General features: G+C 61.9%; 18 protein-coding genes. 9 read left to right on the top strand and 9 right to left on the bottom strand.

The window, feature by feature from the left end; all coding sequences use genetic code 11:
* Nucleotides 1–104: 104 nt before the first annotated feature.
* From TRIHO_RS13980 to TRIHO_RS13960, 5 genes are all read right to left on the bottom strand, one after another.
* Nucleotides 105–860 carry an ABC transporter ATP-binding protein gene (locus TRIHO_RS13980; RefSeq protein WP_068244867.1) on the bottom strand — a complete coding sequence of 252 codons (756 nt, stop codon included), beginning with the start codon at nt 858–860 and terminating at the stop codon, nt 105–107.
* Nucleotides 861–872: 12 nt separating this feature from the next.
* Nucleotides 873–1,628, bottom strand: a complete 756-nt coding sequence (locus tag TRIHO_RS13975) for an ABC transporter ATP-binding protein (protein ID WP_068244865.1) — start codon at nt 1,626–1,628, stop codon at nt 873–875.
* A gap of 12 nt (nt 1,629–1,640) precedes the next feature.
* Nucleotides 1,641–2,840: a branched-chain amino acid ABC transporter permease gene (locus TRIHO_RS13970; RefSeq protein ID WP_068244863.1), complete on the bottom strand. Its 1,200-nt coding sequence runs from the start codon at nt 2,838–2,840 to the stop codon at nt 1,641–1,643.
* Between the two features lie 4 nt (nt 2,841–2,844).
* Nucleotides 2,845–3,867 carry a branched-chain amino acid ABC transporter permease gene (locus TRIHO_RS13965; RefSeq protein WP_068244861.1) on the bottom strand — a complete coding sequence of 341 codons (1,023 nt, stop codon included), beginning with the start codon at nt 3,865–3,867 and terminating at the stop codon, nt 2,845–2,847.
* Nucleotides 3,868–4,025: 158 nt separating this feature from the next.
* A complete protein-coding gene (locus TRIHO_RS13960) occupies nt 4,026–5,372 on the bottom strand; it encodes a substrate-binding protein (protein WP_068244859.1) in 1,347 nt (448 codons plus the stop codon).
* 234 nt (nt 5,373–5,606) lie between these two features.
* Here TRIHO_RS13960 and TRIHO_RS13955 point away from each other — a divergent pair, with 234 nt between their 5' ends.
* The 5 genes from TRIHO_RS13955 to TRIHO_RS13935 all read left to right on the top strand — a co-directional run bounded on the left by TRIHO_RS13955 (nt 5,607) and on the right by TRIHO_RS13935 (nt 11,980).
* Nucleotides 5,607–6,965 carry a helix-turn-helix transcriptional regulator gene (locus TRIHO_RS13955; protein WP_068244856.1) on the top strand — a complete coding sequence of 453 codons (1,359 nt, stop codon included), beginning with the start codon at nt 5,607–5,609 and terminating at the stop codon, nt 6,963–6,965.
* A 97-nt stretch (nt 6,966–7,062) separates the two neighbouring features.
* Entirely contained in the window at nt 7,063–7,464 is a 402-nt protein-coding gene (locus tag TRIHO_RS13950; RefSeq protein WP_068244854.1) for a response regulator transcription factor, read from the top strand.
* Between the two features lie 10 nt (nt 7,465–7,474).
* The gene (locus TRIHO_RS13945; protein ID WP_232367792.1) at nt 7,475–7,942 is read left to right on the top strand and encodes a hypothetical protein; all 468 of its coding nucleotides are present in this window, start codon (nt 7,475–7,477) and stop codon (nt 7,940–7,942) included.
* Entirely contained in the window at nt 7,939–10,629 is a 2,691-nt protein-coding gene (locus tag TRIHO_RS13940; protein ID WP_068244852.1) for an ATP-binding protein, read from the top strand. The genes TRIHO_RS13945 and TRIHO_RS13940 overlap by 4 nt, the downstream gene beginning before the upstream one ends.
* Before the next feature lie 76 nt (nt 10,630–10,705).
* Nucleotides 10,706–11,980, top strand: a complete 1,275-nt coding sequence (locus tag TRIHO_RS13935) for a FliM/FliN family flagellar motor C-terminal domain-containing protein (protein ID WP_068244849.1) — start codon at nt 10,706–10,708, stop codon at nt 11,978–11,980.
* Nucleotides 11,981–12,119: 139 nt separating this feature from the next.
* On the opposite strand, the gene TRIHO_RS13930 is transcribed toward TRIHO_RS13935, so the two are convergent.
* From TRIHO_RS13930 to TRIHO_RS13920, 3 genes are read right to left on the bottom strand one after another with little or no spacing between them, the layout of a single operon-like run.
* A complete protein-coding gene (locus TRIHO_RS13930; protein WP_068244848.1) occupies nt 12,120–12,551 on the bottom strand; it encodes a TIGR01244 family sulfur transferase in 432 nt (143 codons plus the stop codon).
* A gap of 10 nt (nt 12,552–12,561) precedes the next feature.
* Nucleotides 12,562–12,996 (bottom strand): DUF6691 family protein, encoded by a 435-nt coding sequence (locus TRIHO_RS13925; RefSeq protein ID WP_068244845.1) that lies wholly within the window; start codon nt 12,994–12,996, stop codon nt 12,562–12,564.
* On the bottom strand, nt 12,996–13,424 hold the full coding sequence (locus TRIHO_RS13920; RefSeq protein WP_068244842.1) for a YeeE/YedE family protein: 429 nt from the start codon (nt 13,422–13,424) through the stop codon (nt 12,996–12,998). The genes TRIHO_RS13925 and TRIHO_RS13920 overlap by 1 nt, the downstream gene beginning before the upstream one ends.
* Nucleotides 13,425–13,770: 346 nt before the next feature.
* On the opposite strand from TRIHO_RS13920, the gene TRIHO_RS13915 reads away from it, so the two are divergent.
* Nucleotides 13,771–13,986, top strand: a complete 216-nt coding sequence (locus TRIHO_RS13915; RefSeq protein WP_068244839.1) for a hypothetical protein — start codon at nt 13,771–13,773, stop codon at nt 13,984–13,986.
* 218 nt (nt 13,987–14,204) lie between these two features.
* Here the strand turns inward: TRIHO_RS13915 and TRIHO_RS13910 are convergent, their stop codons facing one another.
* Nucleotides 14,205–14,420 (bottom strand): hypothetical protein, encoded by a 216-nt coding sequence (locus TRIHO_RS13910; protein WP_068244836.1) that lies wholly within the window; start codon nt 14,418–14,420, stop codon nt 14,205–14,207.
* 218 nt (nt 14,421–14,638) lie between these two features.
* Between TRIHO_RS13910 and TRIHO_RS13905 the strand changes: the two genes are divergently transcribed.
* The 3 genes from TRIHO_RS13905 to preA all read left to right on the top strand — a co-directional run bounded on the left by TRIHO_RS13905 (nt 14,639) and on the right by preA (nt 17,926).
* Nucleotides 14,639–14,905 carry a DUF2312 domain-containing protein gene (locus TRIHO_RS13905; protein WP_068244832.1) on the top strand — a complete coding sequence of 89 codons (267 nt, stop codon included), beginning with the start codon at nt 14,639–14,641 and terminating at the stop codon, nt 14,903–14,905.
* Between the two features lie 320 nt (nt 14,906–15,225).
* Nucleotides 15,226–16,560: an NAD(P)-dependent oxidoreductase gene (locus TRIHO_RS13900; protein ID WP_068244830.1), complete on the top strand. Its 1,335-nt coding sequence runs from the start codon at nt 15,226–15,228 to the stop codon at nt 16,558–16,560.
* Nucleotides 16,561–16,621: 61 nt separating this feature from the next.
* A complete protein-coding gene (gene preA / locus TRIHO_RS13895; RefSeq protein WP_068244828.1) occupies nt 16,622–17,926 on the top strand; it encodes an NAD-dependent dihydropyrimidine dehydrogenase subunit PreA in 1,305 nt (434 codons plus the stop codon).
* Nucleotides 17,927–18,010 lie beyond the last annotated feature (84 nt).

Genomic DNA, 18,010 nt, shown 5'->3' with positions numbered 1-18,010 from the left:
ACCGCAGGATTTTGCAAAAAAACAGCCCCCCGCACCGGCGGGGGGCTGTCATCGGGGACGAGTGGAGCACGCGCTCCGGACTGACCGGTGGCCCGAAGGGCCGGTCAGATTGCGAGATACTCGGAGCGCAGTTCCTCGTTGGACAGCACATCTTCGGCCAGCCCGTCAAAGACGATGCCACCGGTATCCAGGATGACCGCACGGTCGGCCAGTTGCAGCGCGCGCACGGCGTTCTGCTCGACGATGACCGTGGTCATGCCCTGTTCCTTGATGTGGATGAGCGTCTTTTCGATCTCGTCCACGATCACCGGGGCGAGGCCTTCGTAGGGTTCATCCAGCAACAGCACCTTGATGTCGCGGGCCAGCGCCCGTGCGATGGCCAGCATCTGTTGTTCGCCGCCCGACAGGGTGACGCCTTCCTGCTTGCGCCGCTCGCCAAGACGCGGGAACAGCTCGTAGAGCCGTTCGATCGACCAGCCGATGGGCGGCGCAATCTGCGCCAGCTGCAGGTTTTCCTCGACCGTCAGGCCGGGAATGATGCGCCGATCTTCCGGCACCAGGCCAAGGCCCGCAGTGGCCGCCTCATGCGAGGCCATCAGGTGCAGCGGCTGGTGATCCAGCCAGATCTCGCCCTTGGTGACCATGGGCGAACCGGTGCGGGCAATGGACCGCAGGGTCGAGGTCTTGCCCGCGCCGTTGCGCCCCAGGAGGGCGAGGATCTCGCCCTCGTGCACGTTGAAGTTGATGCCCTGAACGATGTAGCTTTCACCGTAGTAGGCATGCACATCCCAGACCGACAGAAACGCCGGGGCGGTCGCCGCCTGGTTGGCGCTGTTGGAGAAATCAGGTTTGACGTTCATTGTCTTGCTCCTTTACGCCGACTCGCCGAGATAGGCTTCGCGCACCTTGGGGTTGCCGCGGATGTTCTGCGGGTCGTCTTCCACCAACGGCTTGCCCTGTGCCAGAACGGTGATCCGGTTGGCGAGCGAGAACACCACATGCATGTCGTGTTCGATGATCGCGATGGTGATGTTGCGCTCGTCCGAGATCTGTTTCAGCAGGTCGATGGTGTTGTTGGTATCGGCCCGCGCCATGCCGGCGGTGGGTTCGTCCAACAACAGCAGCCGTGGTTCCTGACTGAGGCACATGCCGATCTCCAGCCGCCGCTTGTCGCCACGTGACAGGGAGGCGGCGTTCATATGCCGCTTGTCTGCCATGTTCATCTCGAGCAGCATCTTTTCGGCGGTCTCCAGGATATCCGTCTGGCGCATCACTGAGGCGATCGCGTTCAGCTCGAATGACCCGTCGCGCTTGGCCAGGCAGGGGATCATCATGTTTTCCAGCACCGAAAGATCGCCAAAGATCTCGGGCGTCTGAAAAACGCGGGAAATCCCCATCTGGTTGATCTCGTAGGGCTGGCGCCCCAGAACCGACTGGCCGTCAAACATCACCGATCCGGTGTCCGGGATCAGCTTGCCGACCAGGCAGTTCAGCAGGGTGGATTTGCCCGCGCCGTTTGGCCCGATGATGGCGTGTACGGAGTTTTCCCGCACCGACAGGTTCACATCCGACAGGGCTTGCAAGCCGCCAAAGCGTTTGCCCACGTTTTTAACTTCGAGAATACCCATTGTTTTCTCTCCTTATTCCGCGGGGTTGGTTTCGCTTTGGTGGGCGTCGGGCTTTTTCTTGCCGCGAACCCATCCAGCGATGCGTTGACCACCTTCGACCAGCCCACCGGGCAGGAAGACCACCACCAGCATGAACAGAATGCCGAGGGTCAGGTGCCAGCCCTTGCCGATGAAGGGATGCACGAGGAAGACCACGAAATCCTCCAGCCCATCCGGCATGAAGCTGAACCAGCTGTGCAGGATGTTGTCGTTGATCTTGGAGAAGATGTTCTCGAAGTATTTGATGAACCCGGCGCCCAGAACCGGACCGATCAGGGTGCCCGCACCGCCGAGGATGGTCATCAGAACCACTTCGCCAGAGGCCGTCCATTGCATCCGCTCCGCACCGGCCAGCGGGTCCATGGAGGCCATCAGCCCCCCCGCGAGGCCCGCATACATGCCGGAGATCACAAAGGCCGCCAGCGTGTAGGGTTTGGAGTTCAGCCCGGTGTAGTTCATCCGCTGCTGGTTGGATTTCACCGCCCGCAGCATCATCCCGAAGGGCGAGCGGAAGATGCGGATCGACAGGTAGAAGGCCGCGATCAGCACCAGCGCACAGAGGTAGTAACCCATGTTGAACTGGAAATCCCAGGGACCAACCGCAAGATTGTAGGTGCTGCGCATCTCGATGCCAAAGAGGTTGGTCACCGGGATCGAGCCATCGGCGGTCGAGGTAACCCCCAGCACGCGCGGGTCGTCAAGCGTCAGCTGCAGGCCGGTCTCGCCGTTGGTGATCGGCGTCAGGACCGAATAGGCCAGGCTGAAGGACATCTGCGCAAAGGCCAGCGTCAGGATCGAGAAGTAGATGCCGGAACGCCGCAGGCTGATGTAGCCGATCACCAGCGCAAAGAGCCCGGCAATGATCACGCTGAGGATAATGGCCGGCAGCACATTCATGCTGAGCAGCTTGAACATCCACACGGCGGAGTAGGAGCCGACACCCAGAAAGGCCGCGTGACCAAAGGAGAGATATCCGGTCAGGCCGAACAGGATGTTGAACCCCACGGCAAAGATGCCGAAGATCGCAAACCGCTGCATCAGGTCGGGATAGCCCGCGTTGAACTGTGCCAGACCGGATCCGGTCGGGAACGGGTTCAGGATGAAGGGGGCAAAGAGCGTCAGAACGATGACGATCAAAAGCAGGGAGGTGTCTTTTTTATTAAGTCCGAACATTGGTTTAGTCCTCCATCACGCCTTTGCGCCCCATCAAGCCACGTGGGCGGACCAACAAGATGATGATGGCGACAAGGTAGATGATGATCTGATTGATGCCGGGGATCAGGTTGATGGCCCATTCCATGGAGGCAAAGCTTTCGAGGATACCGAGCAGGAAGCCCGCGAGCACAGCGCCGGGGAGGGAGCCCATGCCGCCAACCACCACCACAACGAAGGACAGCACCAGGAAGTCCATGCCCATGTGATAGTTGGGTGAGTTGATCGGTGTGTACATCACGCCCGCCAGTCCGGCCACCGCGGCCGCAATGCCGAACATGATCGTAAAGCGACGGTCGATGTTGATGCCCAGAAGCCCCACTGTCTCGCGGTCGGCCATGCCGGCGCGCACGACCATCCCGAAGGTGGTGAACTGCAGGAAGGCAAAGACGCCGCTGATAATCAGGCAGGCAAAGCAGAAGTAGACGATCCGCCAGACCGGATAGATCAGGTCGAGGCCGACGATGGCGCCGAGGTTGGCAACGCCGTTCAGCGCCTCGGGGGCGGGCGTCGGGATCGGGTTGGCGCCGTAGAAGTACTTGATGACTTCTTGCAGAACGATCGCCAGACCAAAGGTCACCAGGATCTGATCCGCATGCGGACGCTTGTAGAAATGCTTGATCAAGCCGCGCTCCATGATGAAGCCGACGGCGATCATGATCGGGATCGCAAAGAGGATCGCCAGCGGCACGGACCAGTCGATGATGGCGTTGCCGATGTCGGGGCCGAACCAGTTCTCCACGTAAGGGGTCTTTACCTTCAGCGGATTGCCGAGAAAGTCGGTTTTCTCTGGATCAATGGTTTCGACACTGAGGGTCAGGAACTTCTGTACGGTCACCGCGCAGAAGGCCCCGATCATGAACAAGGCCCCGTGGGCGAAGTTCACAACACCAAGTGTGCCGAAAATAAGTGTCAGGCCGAGCGCAATCAGCGCATAGGCAGAGCCCTTGTCGAGCCCATTTAGGATTTGCAGAAGGAACGCGTCCATGATTCCCACCTTCCGGTTCGTCTGGGTGGCTTGTTATTTGAATGCAACAGCAGGTCACGACCCGGTATTTGCCGAGGCGCGATTAAGGTAGACCAAACTGTGCGGGAGAAGGGGGGTCGGGCGCGGCCTGCGCGCCCGACCTGTCTTAATGCTCTCGCTTACGCGCCGGGGTTACAGGAGCCGAGCTGGCCGCCTGCGAACATCGGGTGGTCAACAGGATACTCGACCTGCTCGCGCGGGGTGACCTCGACAACTTCCAGCAGGTCGAACTCGGAGGTCGGGTTTTCTTTCCCGCGCACAACCAGAACGTCCTTGAAGCACTGGTGGTCTTCGGCACGATAAAGTGTCTTGCCGTTGCCCATGCCGTCGAATTCGAACCCTTCGAGGGCTTCGACAACCGAACAGGGGTTGAAGGAACCGCCACGCGCCACGGCATCCGCATAAAGCAACGCTTGCACGTAGCAGGTATGCGCCGCCTGAGAGGGCGGGAAGCCGTATTTGGTGCCGAAGGAGCGAACGAACGCCTTGGAGCCTTCGTCCTGCAGCGACCAATGCCAGTTGGTGGACCCGTGAATGCCTTTCACGTTTTCGCCCGCACCCTTCGCCATCAGGCGGGAGTAGAGCGGCACCACGATTTCGAAGTTCTTGCCGTTTACCTGCTTTTCGCGCAGGCCGAACTGAACCGCGTTGGTGAGCGAGTTCACCATGTTACCGCCATAGTGGTTCAGAACCAGAACGTCGGCGCCGGAGTTCAGAACCGGTGCGATATAGGACGAGAAGTCGGTCGCGGCGAGCGGGGTCTTGACCGTGTTGACGGTTTCCCAGCCGAGCGCCTCTGTGGCGGCCTTGATCGATTCTTCCTGCGTCCAGCCCCAGGTGTAGTCTGCGGTCAGGTGGTAGGCTTTGCGGTCGCTGCCATAGAGGTTCTTCAACACCGGTGCCAGCGCGGCGGCGGACATGTACGCGTTAAAGAAGTGACGGAAACCGTTGGCTTTCTTGTCTTTGCCGGTGGTGTCGTTGGAGTGGGTGAGGCCCGCCATGAAAATGACGCCCGCTTCCTGGCAGAGACCCTGGACAGCAACCGCAACGCCGGAGGACGAACCGCCGGTGATCATGATTGCGCCGTCTTTTTCGATCATCGACTTCGCTGAGGCGCGGGCCGCGTCGGATTTGGTCTGGGTGTCACCGGTGACATATTCCACCTTCTTACCCAGGATACCGTTGCCTTCGAGCGCCTTGGAGCTGAAGGTGTTGAGCATGCCGCCATCGCCTTCACCGTTCAGGTGTTCGACGGCGAGCTGGTAGGCGCGCAGTTCGTCGGCGCCTTCGTCTGCATAGGCACCGGTCTGCGGCACGTTGAAACCGAGTGTGACGGTGCCGCCAGTTGGATCATTGGTAAAGGCCGAAGCACTTTGCGCGGTAAAGATGGTTGGCAGAGCCAGACCACCTGCCGTAACGGCACCGGTTCTGAGCAGGCCACGACGGCTTACGTCTGTCTTGGACATGAGTTTCCTCCCTAGGATGAATAAGGCGATGCGCGACTCCTCACTTCGCGCACCTCCTGCAACAATGTGCAAAATGAGTATGGGGGGCTATTGTAAATCCGCGCAATAAAACCCTTGTTTTTAGAGGTTTTCCTGTAAAGAAATACACACAGCGCATGGGACGCTTGTAAATTTCCTTATTCTGCCGTGCAGAAAGTCCTTGATAAGGGGCGGTTTTAGACCGGAGCCATCACAATGACAGCCGACAGCCTGACCGGAAGTCGTATCCGCGAGCGGCGCTTGATGTTGAATATACGTCAGGCCGACCTGGCACAGGATGTAGGGATCTCTGCCTCCTACCTCAACCTGATCGAACACAACCGGCGCAGAATCGGCGGAAAACTGTTGGTGACGCTGGCGCAGGCGCTTGGGGTGGAGCCTTCGGTGCTGACCGAAGGGGCGGAGGCGACGCTGGTGGCCGCCCTGCGTGAGGCGGCGGTCGATGCCCGGCGGCCACAGGCGGAACTGGACCGGGTCGAGGAATTCGCGGGCCGTTTTCCCGGCTGGGCCGAGGTGCTGGCCGAGACTCACACCCGCATCGGTGCGCTGGAACGCACGGTGCGCGGTCTGTCGGACCGGCTGACCCATGATCCGCATCTGGCGGCCTCCCTGCACGAGGTGCTTTCGACGGCGGCGGCGATCCGCTCCACATCGGCCATTCTGGCAGAGCCCGGCGAGCTGGAGGCCGAATGGCGCGACCGGTTCCACCGCAACCTCGACGAAGATGCCCAGCGTCTGGCCGACAGCAGCCGGGCGCTGGTCCGGTTTCTGGACGACAGCGATCAGGGCAGCGAGCGGCGCGGCATCCCGCAAGAAGAGGTCGAGGCCTTTTTCACCGCCCGTGGGTTTCACTTTCCGCAGCTTGAAACCGGGGCCGCGACGGCGGCAGAGCTGGCCCATCAGGCACCGGAACTGGAGGGGCGCGCGGCGCAAAAGCTGGCCGCCTCGGCGCTGGCGGACTACGAGGTCGACGCCCGCGCCATGCCCCTGGGGGTTTTCAAAGAGGCGCTGACGCGGGTCGGTATGCGACCGGGCCAGCTGGCGCGGGAGTTCGGGGTCGAGGTGCACCGTGTCCTGCGACGGCTTGCGGCCCTGCCGGAAGAGGTTCTGGGGCAACCTGCCGGGCTGGTGGTCTGCGATGCCTCCGGGTCGATTCTGTTTCGCAAGCCGGTGGCGGGGTTTTCCTTGCCGCGGTTCGGCGCGTCCTGTCCGCTCTGGCCGCTGTTTACCGCCCTGTCACAACCGGATGTGCCGATCCGGCGCCAGGTCCATCAACAGGGGCGCGCGGCGCGCGATACCCTGTGTTTTGCAATTTCCTGGGCGGCAGAACCACTGACCTTTGACACCGATCCGGTGCGCCGCGCCGCCATGCTGATCCTGCCGGGCCCCTCGGCCGAGGGCGCGGAGGACGGGGGTGTCCCGCAGGAGCCGGAGGCACAGGCGTCGCGCCCGGTCGGGGCCAGTTGCCGGATCTGTGTGCGACGGGGCTGTGCGGCGCGGCGTGAACCGTCGATCCTGCGCGGGTCGCAGGAGCTCGAACCGGTGTCCCTGTAACTGCCGGGTGACAGCGCCGCAGCTTTGGTGCAAGATCCGGCCTGCACCGGGAGGAACCGGAAAACCGGCGCGGTGCAAAGGGAGGATCAAAGGGACAATGGCTGGACGAGTCGTTCTAATCGAAGACGAAGCCAATATTGCAGAGGCGATCCGCTTCCTGCTCTCGCGTGAGGGCTGGACGGTGGATGTGCATGCAGATGGCAGCGATGCGCTGGCGGTGATCGAGGCCGCAGCTCCGGATCTGGTGATTCTGGATCTTATGCTGCCGGGCAAAAGCGGAATGGAAATCATTCGCGAAATCCGCGAGATAGAGGCGATGGCTCATCTGCCGGTGCTGATGCTGACAGCGCGGGGGCAGTTGAAAGATCGTGAAATGGCAGAGCGCGCAGGCGTGACCCGCTTCATGACGAAACCGTTTTCAAATGCCGAGGTCCTGACCGCTGTCCGTGACCTGAACGCCCAGGCCCTGCAAAGCGCCAGCGCGCGCGGCTCCGGCTGAGCCTGCGCCGATGATCCGTTCGGACGGGGCCGGCAGCAAGGACGAACTGCGCACGCCGTTTGTGGAACAGCGCACCTACCGGCGTCGCCGATTGATGGATGTCGCGCGGCTGGCGCCGTTGATCGGGGCGTTGCTGTTCCTGATACCGCTGTTGTGGCCCCAGCATGACGGCGGGTCCGGCTCCGGCACAGGGGACAGCGCAGGACCACAGGGCACCAGCATGTCCTCGGCGATGATCTATATCTTTACCGTCTGGGTCGGGCTGATCGTCTTTTCGGTCGGGTTTTCCTATGCGGTCCGCCGGTGGGCGGTGCACTGGACCGGCAGCCGGAACACCACAGAGATCTCTGATCCCCTGAGTGACCGCGCCGCCCCGCCGACGGCCACGATCCCGGCCGCCAGGCTGGAGGAGGCCGCGACGGATGATCCGATGCCGCCGCAGACGGGCGGCGAAGCGGATCGCGAGCGGCCGTCATGACCTCTTTGAATTTGCTGGCCATGGTCAGCCTTGGCTATGTCTCGATCCTCTTTGCGGTTGCCTTCTGGGCCGACCGGATGGCGTTGCGCGGGCGGGGCGCCCGGTTTATGGGCTCGCCCCTGATCTACACCCTGTCGCTGTCCATCTATTGTACGGCCTGGACCTTTTACGGCGCGGTCGGCTATGCGGCGCGATCGGGTATGGAATATATCACCATCTACCTCGGGCCGACGCTGGTGATGATCGGCTGGTGGTGGGGCCTGCGCAAACTGGTGCGGGTGGGGCGCAGCCAGCGCATCAGCTCGATCGCGGATCTTCTGTCGGCGCGCTATGGCAAATCCAACGTGCTGGCCATCGGCGTGACCCTGCTCGCGGTGGTGGGGGTGACGCCCTATATCGCGCTTCAGTTGCAGTCCATCACGCTGTCCGTCTCGATTTTTGCCGCCGCAGACCCGACCCGCAGCTACAATGAGACCGGCACCGTTTTCTGGATCGCCTCCGGTCTGGCCTGTTTTGCCATCCTGTTCGGCACCCGCAACCTCAATGCCAACGAGCGCCATCACGGCGTCGTCATGGCGGTCGCGCTGGAGGCGGTGGTCAAGCTGATCGCGCTTGTGGCGGTGGGGATCTTTGTTGTCTGGGGGCTGGCGGGCGGCGTGTCGCAAACGCTGGCGCGCATTGACGCCTCTCCGTTGGGGGAATGGCAGGTCAATGGCGGGCGCTGGACCGCGATCACCTTTCTTGCGGCGGCGGCCTTTGTCTGTCTGCCCCGGATGTTTCAGGTGATGGTGGTCGAAAACGAAGACGAGCGCCACCTGCGCATCGCGGCCTGGGCCTTTCCGACCTATTTGCTGCTGATCTCGATCTTTGTGGTGCCGATTGCGGCATTGGGGCTGGAGCTGCTGCCCCAGGGGTCAAACCCCGATCTGTTTGTTCTGACGCTGCCGCTGTCGCAGGGCGAGAACGGGCTGGCGATGCTGTCGTTTCTGGGCGGGTTTTCCTCGGCGACCTCGATGGTGATCGTGGCCGCCATGAGCCTGTCGACCATGGTGTCGAACCATATCGTGATGCCGATCTGGCTGCGCTCGACGGATGCCTTTGGGGGCGCGTCGGTGTCTGGCGACGTGCGCAGCGTGGTGCTGTTTGCGCGCCGGTTTTCCATCGCTGCGATCATGGCGCTTGGCTATGCCTATTACCAGATCTCGGGCGGCGGCGCGGCGCTGGCGGCCATCGGGTTGATCTCATTCTCCGGCATTTCGCAGATCCTGCCGGCATTGGTGGGCGGGCTGTTCTGGCGCGGCGCCACCCGCGCCGGGGCATTGGCGGGGCTGTTCGTGGGCTTCAGCCTCTGGGGCTATACGCTGCTGTTGCCAGAGGTGGCCGGCGGCGTCTTTTCGGCCTCGACCCTGGCAGAGGGCCCCTTCGGCCTGGCCTGGTTGCGTCCGCAGGCCCTGTTCGGGATCGAAGGACTTGATCCGATCGTGCATTGCGTTCTTTGGTCGATGTCGTTGAATGTTCTCGCCTTCTGCCTGGTGTCTGTGCTCAGCTTTCCCAGCCCGATGGAGCGTCTGCAGGGCGCGCAATTCGTGCATGTCTTTGACCATTCGGCCGGCCCCGGTGGCTGGACCGGATCTGTCGCCCAAAGCGAAGACCTGATGATCATGTCGCAGCGCATCCTCGGCCCGCAGGAGGCGCAGTCGTTTTTTCAGGCGGCGGCGGATCGACAGGGCGGGCAGGGGGCCTTGCCAGAGCCGACACCGGCCTTTCTGGAGCAACTGGAACGCGAACTCAGCGCCTCCATCGGTGCGGCGGCCGCGCATGCGATGATTGGCCAGATTGTCAGCGGGGCTGCGGTTTCGGTCGAGGATCTGCTGGCGGTGGCCGACGAATCGGCGCAACTTCTGGAGTATTCCAGCCGTCTGGAGGCCCAGTCTCTGGAACTGTCGCGGACGGCGCGGCAATTGCGCGAAACCAACCAGAAACTGACACAGCTTTCGGAACAGAAGGATGCGTTTCTCAGTCAGGTCAGCCATGAATTGCGCACGCCGATGACCTCTGTGCGGGCGTTTTCGGAAATCCTGCGGGACGATTGGGGGCTGCGTCCGGAAGAACAACACAAATACGCCTCGATCATCCATGACGAGGCCCTCCGGCTGACCCGTCTTCTCAATGATCTGCTGGATCTGAGCGTGCTGGAAAGCGGCCAGGTGACGCTGCATGTCTCGCGCCGCCGTCTGAGCGATGTGTTGGACCATGCCATGTCCTCGGCGCTGGCGGGGGCAGAAAGCGAGCTGAAAGTAGTGCGCGACCGCAAGACGGAGGCGATTGAGCTGGAAACCGATGTGGACCGCCTGTCGCAGGTTTTCATCAACCTGATCGCCAATGCGCAAAAATACTGCACCGCTCCGGATCCGAAATTGCAAATCGGCGTGACATTTGAGGAACAGGTGATCCATGTCGATTTGCAGGACAATGGCGATGGCATTCCCGCTGACTTCGAAAAGGTCATTTTCGAGAAATTTTCAAGGGTTACACCTGAACGTGCAGGTGGTGCGGGACTTGGCCTTGCGATTTGCCGTGAAATCATGCGACGTCTGGGCGGTGATATCTCGTTATTGCCGAGACAGGGCGGGGCCGGATTCCGAGTGACTTTGCCGATTCAGACGAAAATAGAAGAAATCCTCTGAATTCCGTAAAGGTCTTGGTAACCAGCTCTAAGCTAGAACCAGTTCTATAAGGGTGCGGAAGGCTCAGGTTCATTTTATGACTGACAAGGATCAAACGCAGGATGGCAAGCGCGCGGTCGGGGGACTGGCGCGTAAACTTGCTGCCTCGAAAGAAGGGACAAGCGGGACCGGTGGGTCGATCACGCTGAAGGCGTTGCGTCGCTCTGTTGCCCGTGCTGCCGAAGACCTGTGCGAATTGCCGATGGCCGTGATTGCGGCGCGCCAGACCAACCGCGTGCCCGAAGACCTGACCGGCCTGTTGTCGAACAAACATCTGTTGGTTGTCCTCGATTGCCCGCAGGGGCGGATTGGTGCCGCCACACTGGATGCCGCGACCGTGACCGCTCTCATTCAGCAGCAGACCATGGGGGCTGTCCTCGGCATGTCGTCGAGTGAGCGCACCTATACGCCGACCGATGCGGCGATGGTGGCGGAATTTCTGGAAAAGCTGTTTGGCCGCGTCACCGCGCTGCTGAAGGATCAAACCGATCTGCGGATCTTTGAAGGGTATAGGTTCGGCGCTCAGGTCGAGGATGTGCGCACGCTTGTCCTCGGTATGGAGGCGGATGATTATCGCGTGATAAACCTGAATGTCGATCTGGATGGTGGCAAGATGCAGGGCGAGATGTGCCTGGTCCTGCCGGAACCCTCGGTGCAGCAATTTGATGATGCCGACAAGGTGCGTGGCCCGCGCCTGGGGTCCAGCGTTGGGTCGATGCGGGCCGAACTGACGGCCGTTCTCTGCAAGATGCGCATCCCCTTGCGCCAGTTTGCTGCCCTGAAAAAGGGCGAACTGCTCTATCTGGATCAGGCTTACCTTTATGAAACCGATCTGGTGGCGATCAATGGCAATGCGATGGCCAAGGGGCGGCTCGGCCAGATGAAAGGCGCGCGGGCGGTGCGGTTGAATGAACCGCGCACGGCGATGCTCGCCATCGAAGAAGGCGTGTTTTCCGACAGCCTCGGGAAAGGCGGCGCAGCACCTGCTGCAGAGGACAACGCGATGGGTCTGTCCATCGCGGCCCATGGCCTGCAGGAGCCGGGCGATAGTCTCGGCGGCTTTGGCGGCGAGATGGGCAACGATTTCGGCGGTGATCTCGGCAGCGATCTCGGCGGTGGCCTTGGCAATGACCTCGGTGGCGGGCTTGAGGGCGGCGATATGCCCATGGGCGACTTTGGTGCCATGGGGGAGCTGCCGGACCTGTCGGAACTGCCGCAGAATGATTTCGGAGATTTCAATCCCGACGATACAGCGTCAGAAATTTCGGAATTGGCCGGCCTGAACTCCGACTTTCCCAATACCGGCACCTAGGCCGACGCACAGCAGCTGCAACCCGGCAGAAATCGGTACCGCCGCCGCAAACGCGGGGGCGGCGCACTAGGGCTTCGGGGCAGGATGGTGCAGCGGCCGCCGGACAGGCCGGCCGCAACCGGCTCTTGGCGTCAGCGTGTCAGCTTTTCTGCGCCGCCAGCTCTTCCAGAGTGGGGCGCAGGCCGGACAGATCATAGCCGGCGTTCTGGGTGGTGGTCATGATGTCGCTGACCGCGACCTCCCCCGCGAGACCCAGTGCCCAGGCCACCGAACACCGTGTGCCGGAGGCGCAATAGGCCAGAACTGGACCCGCCGCCGCGTCGTAATAGCTGCGTTGCAGGGCGACGTTCTCGGGCGTCATGGTCTGATGGGTGAGCGGCAGTTCCAGAAAGGTCAGGCCCGCCTCTTCGACCGCAGCCCGAATCGCGGCGGCCTGATGGCTGGGGGGAACTTCGCTGTCCGGGCGATTGCAAATCACCGTGGTGTAGCCGGCGGCAACAATTGCGGGAACATCCTCCACAGAGATCTGGGGAGAAACCGAATAGCGGGGGGTAAGCGTGCGTGCATCCATAACGCTGTCTTTACGCCTTTGCTGCGCGCCGGTCCAGAACCAAGCGCAGCGCAGGCGCAATCCGCATGCCAAGCGCCATGGCGGCCACAAAAAGCAAGCCCTGAGCGCCGCCAAAGCTGAGCGAGGCCAGCGCCGGTCCGGGACAAAGCCCGGCCAGCGCCCAGCCGATGCCAAAGAGCAGGGAGCCGAGGATCAGGTTGCGATCCAACGGGGCTGCGGGCAGGGCGGGAAAGGCGCCTCCGACCAGCGGCGCGCGACCTCTGGTCCAGCGCCAGGCGAGGGCCATCGGCACCAATGCACCGCCCATCACAAAGGCAAGGGTGGGGTCCCAGGCCCCCAGAATGTCCAGAAACCCCTGTACCTTTTTGGTGTCGGTCATGCCTGAAATCAGCAGCCCCAGCCCGAACAGTGCGCCCGAGATCAGTGAAAACCCGAAACGCAGCATCAGATCAGACCCCAGGCCTGCCGCAGCAGGGCAAGCGTCGCCATGCCCGCGCCGATGTACAAAAGGCTGGCAACAATGCCGCGCGGGGACAGGCGTGAAATGCCGCAGACTCCGTGGCCCGAAGTGCAGCCATTGGCAAGCCGCGTGCCCAGCCCGACCAACAATCCGGCAGCGATCAGCACCGCGCCCGGACCTGTGGCGTTGGTGGCGGGACTGAGGCCGAATATCTGCGTCACCAATACAGGCGCGCCGACAAGGCCGACCAGAAACAGCAGCCGTTCGGCCCAGGTATTGCGGGCGGTGCCATCCACAAGCCCGCCGACAATTCCACTGGCCCCCATAATGCGCCCCGCGCCCAGCAGATAGAGCGCTCCCGCGCAGCCAATCAGCGCACCCCCGAGTAGTCCCAAAATCCAATCCTGTGGCATCCGTCATCTTTCTCTGTCTTCCGGCGTATCGCCGTTCAGAACTCACATTCGTAAATTCATATTTGTAAATCACCCCGAATTGTCAAGTGCGCCAGCACAACCAGAAATAGAAATTTGCACGCGGCTGAGCCAAAGTTTTCTGCACCTGCGCGAAAAGCCCTTGAATTTCGCTACGTTGCAGCATGCCTATTTTTTTGACAATTTCGGCGGTCAGGCGCTTAAAGTTGAAATTTCATCTCCCTGTTATTGATGCAACCTAAGACTGTTGTAGACTGGTGCCGTGAAACGAAGCTCGTGACCGGTCTTCAGACGGGCTTTGTTGGTGAGTAGGGGAGGAGAGTACCATATGACCACGGAGCAACTGTTGGAACGTGCCTGCCGTCTTGAGCAAGAGATCCGCAGCGCACCCGAGATCGGGCGCCTGGACTTCGCGCCCGAGTTTTCCAAAGTGATGACACGGATCAGGGCGTCGGGCATGCATGTGCCCGGGCATCTGCGCCGGACCGAAGAAGTCTTGCATGACGAACTGGTCGAAACACATTTCGACAATATGCCAGTCTGACCGCTGGACGGTCCGCAGATATCTGCCTGCTTTGACACCGGGTGACATCCCGGAGGAGCGGGCCTGACGGGACCGGAACCAAGACTGATCGCCCGGGCGGCACCATGCCCCGGCGATTGGTACGCGGCCGCCCCCCCCGTAAAAGACAGGATCCAGGATCTCGGGCCACCGGGGGCAGACCCCCCTCTGGCCCGCGCCCCGCCTTCAGTCGGCGGCGGTCAGCGGAGAAACAGACCAACCATGATCAGCATCAGGCCGAGAACCGACAGCAGCAACGCGCCGAGGTTCCTGGGCAGCACCGATTTCAGGGCTGCGCGAAGCTCCTCGTCGCTCAGGTTTTTGCGCTTGGCGCGCGAGACGGTAAAGACGCAGGACAACACGCCCAGCAGCCCCAGAAGCGATATGACACCGCCGCCCCAGATCAGGGTTTCCATTTCGCGATCCTCCTTGCGTAGCGTCGCAGCACCGGCCCGACCGGTGCGGGCGGCAAGCTGTGCTAGCGCCTACCCGAGTGGCCGCGCCGGTGCAAGCATCGCGCGGGGGTGGCCCGCCGCACTATAGAGCCTTGCGGGGCGGCATGTCGCCCTGTATCCCTCTGCCTCAACCGGTTGCAAACCGGACGAATGAGGCAAATTGCGGAGGCTGCACCCCCATGGACATGACCGAAGACGAAAAGAGCGACAACTACCGTGTCACCGCAGGCGAGCTGCGCCAGTTCGTTGAGCGTTTCGAGCGGCTGGACGAGGAAAAAAAGGCGATTGCCGAACAGCAAAAAGAGGTGATGGCCGAAGCCAAGGGGCGCGGTTACGACACCAAAGTGCTGCGCAAGATCATCGCGCTGCGCAAACGCGATTCTGACGACATTGCCGAAGAAGAAGCCGTTCTTGAGATGTACAAGGAAGCGCTCGGCATGCAGTAGGCGCAGCAGCGCCTGACTTGCAGTGATTTGGCGGGGATCTGAGAGCACTCAGGTCCCCGTTTTGCGTCCTGGGCCGGGCCAAATGTGCCAATCTGGCGCGGTCGGAGACGCGCGCAACCGGACTGCTTCTCTTTTAGGCACAGGTTAATTTTACGTTGTTTCAATGCTTTGAGTGGCATCTTGCGGGTATTTCAAGAAAAAAACCTCAGGGTCCAAAATTTTACCAGTTGATAAAAAATCAACCTGTGGCACTCTAGGTTCAACAAAACAAGAAATCAGACTGTCCAACACCCAGACGACCACCAAGAGGGAGATACCCAATGGCGAGTAGCCACCAGGCATCCGGAGTCCGGCCCGCACGCTTGTCCGCGGCCGAGATTGCCGAGAATTTCGGGGATCTGCACGCCCCCTACGATGCACATGAGGCAGCCGTGGCGGCGGATCGTTGCTATTTTTGCTACGATGCGCCCTGCATGACGGCTTGTCCGACCTCGATCGACATTCCGCAGTTCATTCGGGAAATCCAGGCCGGTCACGCAGACAGCGCGGCCAAGACGATCCTGAACCAGAACATTCTGGGCGGCATGTGCGCCCGTGTCTGCCCGACCGAAACCCTCTGCGAGGAGGTTTGCGTGCGGGAAGTGGCCGAAGGCAAACCGGTGGAGATCGGTCGCCTGCAGCGCTACGCGACAGACCAGCTGATGGCGAAAGGGGTTCATCCGTTCACCCGCGCCGCCAGCACCGGCAAGACGGTCGCGGTGGTTGGCGCCGGCCCTGCCGGGCTTTCTGCGGCGCATCGCCTGGCGATGAAGGGGCATGACGTGGTGATGTTCGAGGCCCGACCCAAGGCGGGCGGTCTCAATGAATTTGGCATCGCGGCCTATAAATCCACCAATGACTTCGCCGCCCGCGAGGTCGAGTGGCTGATGCAGATCGGTGGTATCTCGGTCGAGTATGGCAAGGGGTTTGGCAACGGCCTGACGCTGGAGGGTCTGAAAGCGGATTATGACGCGGTGTTCCTCTCCATCGGGTTGACAGGTGTCAACAGCCTGCGGGCCGCGGGCGAGGATATGGACGGGGTGCGCGACGCGGTCGATTTTATCGCCGAACTGCGCCAGGCCGAAGACCTCACTGCGCTGCCCGTGGGGCGCAACGTGGTGGTGATCGGCGGTGGCATGACTGCGGTGGATGCCGCGGTGCAGTCAAAGCTTCTGGGCGCGGAAAACGTCACGATCGCCTACCGTCGGGATCGCGGTGCCATGGGTGCCAGCCGGTTCGAACAGGATCTCGCGGCCTCCAAAGGGGTGAAGCTGATGTTCAACGTCATGCCGAAGCAGATCATCGGCGCGGGCACGGCGGCGGAGATCGAACTGGAATATACCGAAGTGGTCGACGGCCGTGTCTCTGGCACCGGCGAGACGGTGCGCCTGCTGGCCGATCAGGTCTACAAGGCGATTGGTCAGACGCTGGAGGATGCGCCGGAAACGGTCGACATCGCCGGCGGCAAGATCAAGGTCACCGAGACCGGCCGCACGTCGGTGGCAGGGGTCTGGGCCGGGGGCGATTGTGCTTCGGGTGGCGAAGACCTGACCGTGACTGCCGTTGCCGAAGGTCGCGACGCGGCCGAGGATATCCACGCAAGCCTCATGGGCTGAAGCCGCTGTGTGAGGCGCCGCAACAGCGGGTCTCTACAGTTAGCAAACAGGGAGAGATCAAATGGCTGATCTGACAACAGACTTTCTCGGTATCAAGTCGCCGAACCCGTTCTGGCTCGCCTCGGCGCCGCCAACCGACAAGGAATACAACGTCCGCCGTGCCTTTGAGGCCGGCTGGGGCGGTGTGGTGTGGAAGACGCTGGGTGCCGAAGGGCCGCCGGTGGTCAACGTCAACGGGCCGCGGTATGGCGCGATCTGGGGCGCGGATCGTCGGCTTCTGGGGCTCAACAACATCGAGCTGATCACCGACCGCCCGCTGGAGGTCAACCTCGAGGAGATGACCCGCGTCAAGAAGGATTATCCGGACCGGGCGCTGATCGCCTCGATCATGGTGCCCTGCGAAGAAGCGGCCTGGAAAGCGATCCTGCCGCGCGTTGCCGAAACCGGCTGCGACGGGATCGAGCTGAACTTTGGCTGTCCGCATGGCATGGCCGAGCGGGGCATGGGCTCTGCCGTCGGGCAGGTGCCGGAATACATCCAGATGGTCACCGAATGGTGCAAACAGTATTACGACAAACCTGTGATCGTGAAGCTGACGCCGAACATCACCGACATTCGCCACCCGGCGCGCGCGGCCCATGCGGGCAAGGCCGATGCGGTGTCGCTGATCAACACGATCAATTCGATCACCTCGGTCAATCTGGATGCCATGGCACCAGAGCCGATGATCGGCGACAAGGGCACCCATGGCGGCTATTGCGGCCCCGCGGTCAAGCCGATTGCGATGAACATGGTGGCCGAGATTTCCCGCGACCCGCAGACCGCCGGCCTGCCGATTTCCGCCATCGGCGGCGTCACCACCTGGCGCGACGCGGCGGAGTTCATCGCGCTTGGCGCAGGCAACGTACAGGTCTGTACGGCGGCGATGACCTATGGCTTCAAAGTGGTTGAGGAGATGATCTCCGGCCTGTCCGACTGGATGGACGAAAAGGGCTATACGTCGATCGAGGATTTCCGGGGCATGGCGACGCCGAATGTCACCGACTGGCAGTATCTCGATCTGAACTACGTGGCCAAGGCGAAGATCAATCAGGACGATTGCATCAAATGTGGCCGCTGTTTTGCCGCCTGCGAGGATACCTCCCACCAGGCGATTGCGATGTCACCGGATCGGACCTTTACCGTGAAGGACGACGAATGCGTGGCCTGCAACCTCTGTGTGAATGTCTGCCCCATCGAGGGCTGCATCACGATGGAAGAGGTTCCGGTTGGCCAGATCGATGCGCGCACCGGCAAGGTGGTCAGCGGCGAATATGGAAATTGGACCGCGCATCCGAACAATCCCAGCGCAACGGCCGCTGAATAAAACGGCGGGCGGGGGGGCTCCCGCCCGTTCCCTGTGCATTTGAAAAATGCACAGGGCCCAGTTGGGCCCGGCGCCGCGCTGATG

Source organism: Tritonibacter horizontis, assembly GCF_001518015.1.
Classification (GTDB): Bacteria; Pseudomonadota; Alphaproteobacteria; order Rhodobacterales; family Rhodobacteraceae; genus Epibacterium; species Epibacterium horizontis.
This window is presented reverse-complemented; position numbering and strand designations above follow the sequence as displayed.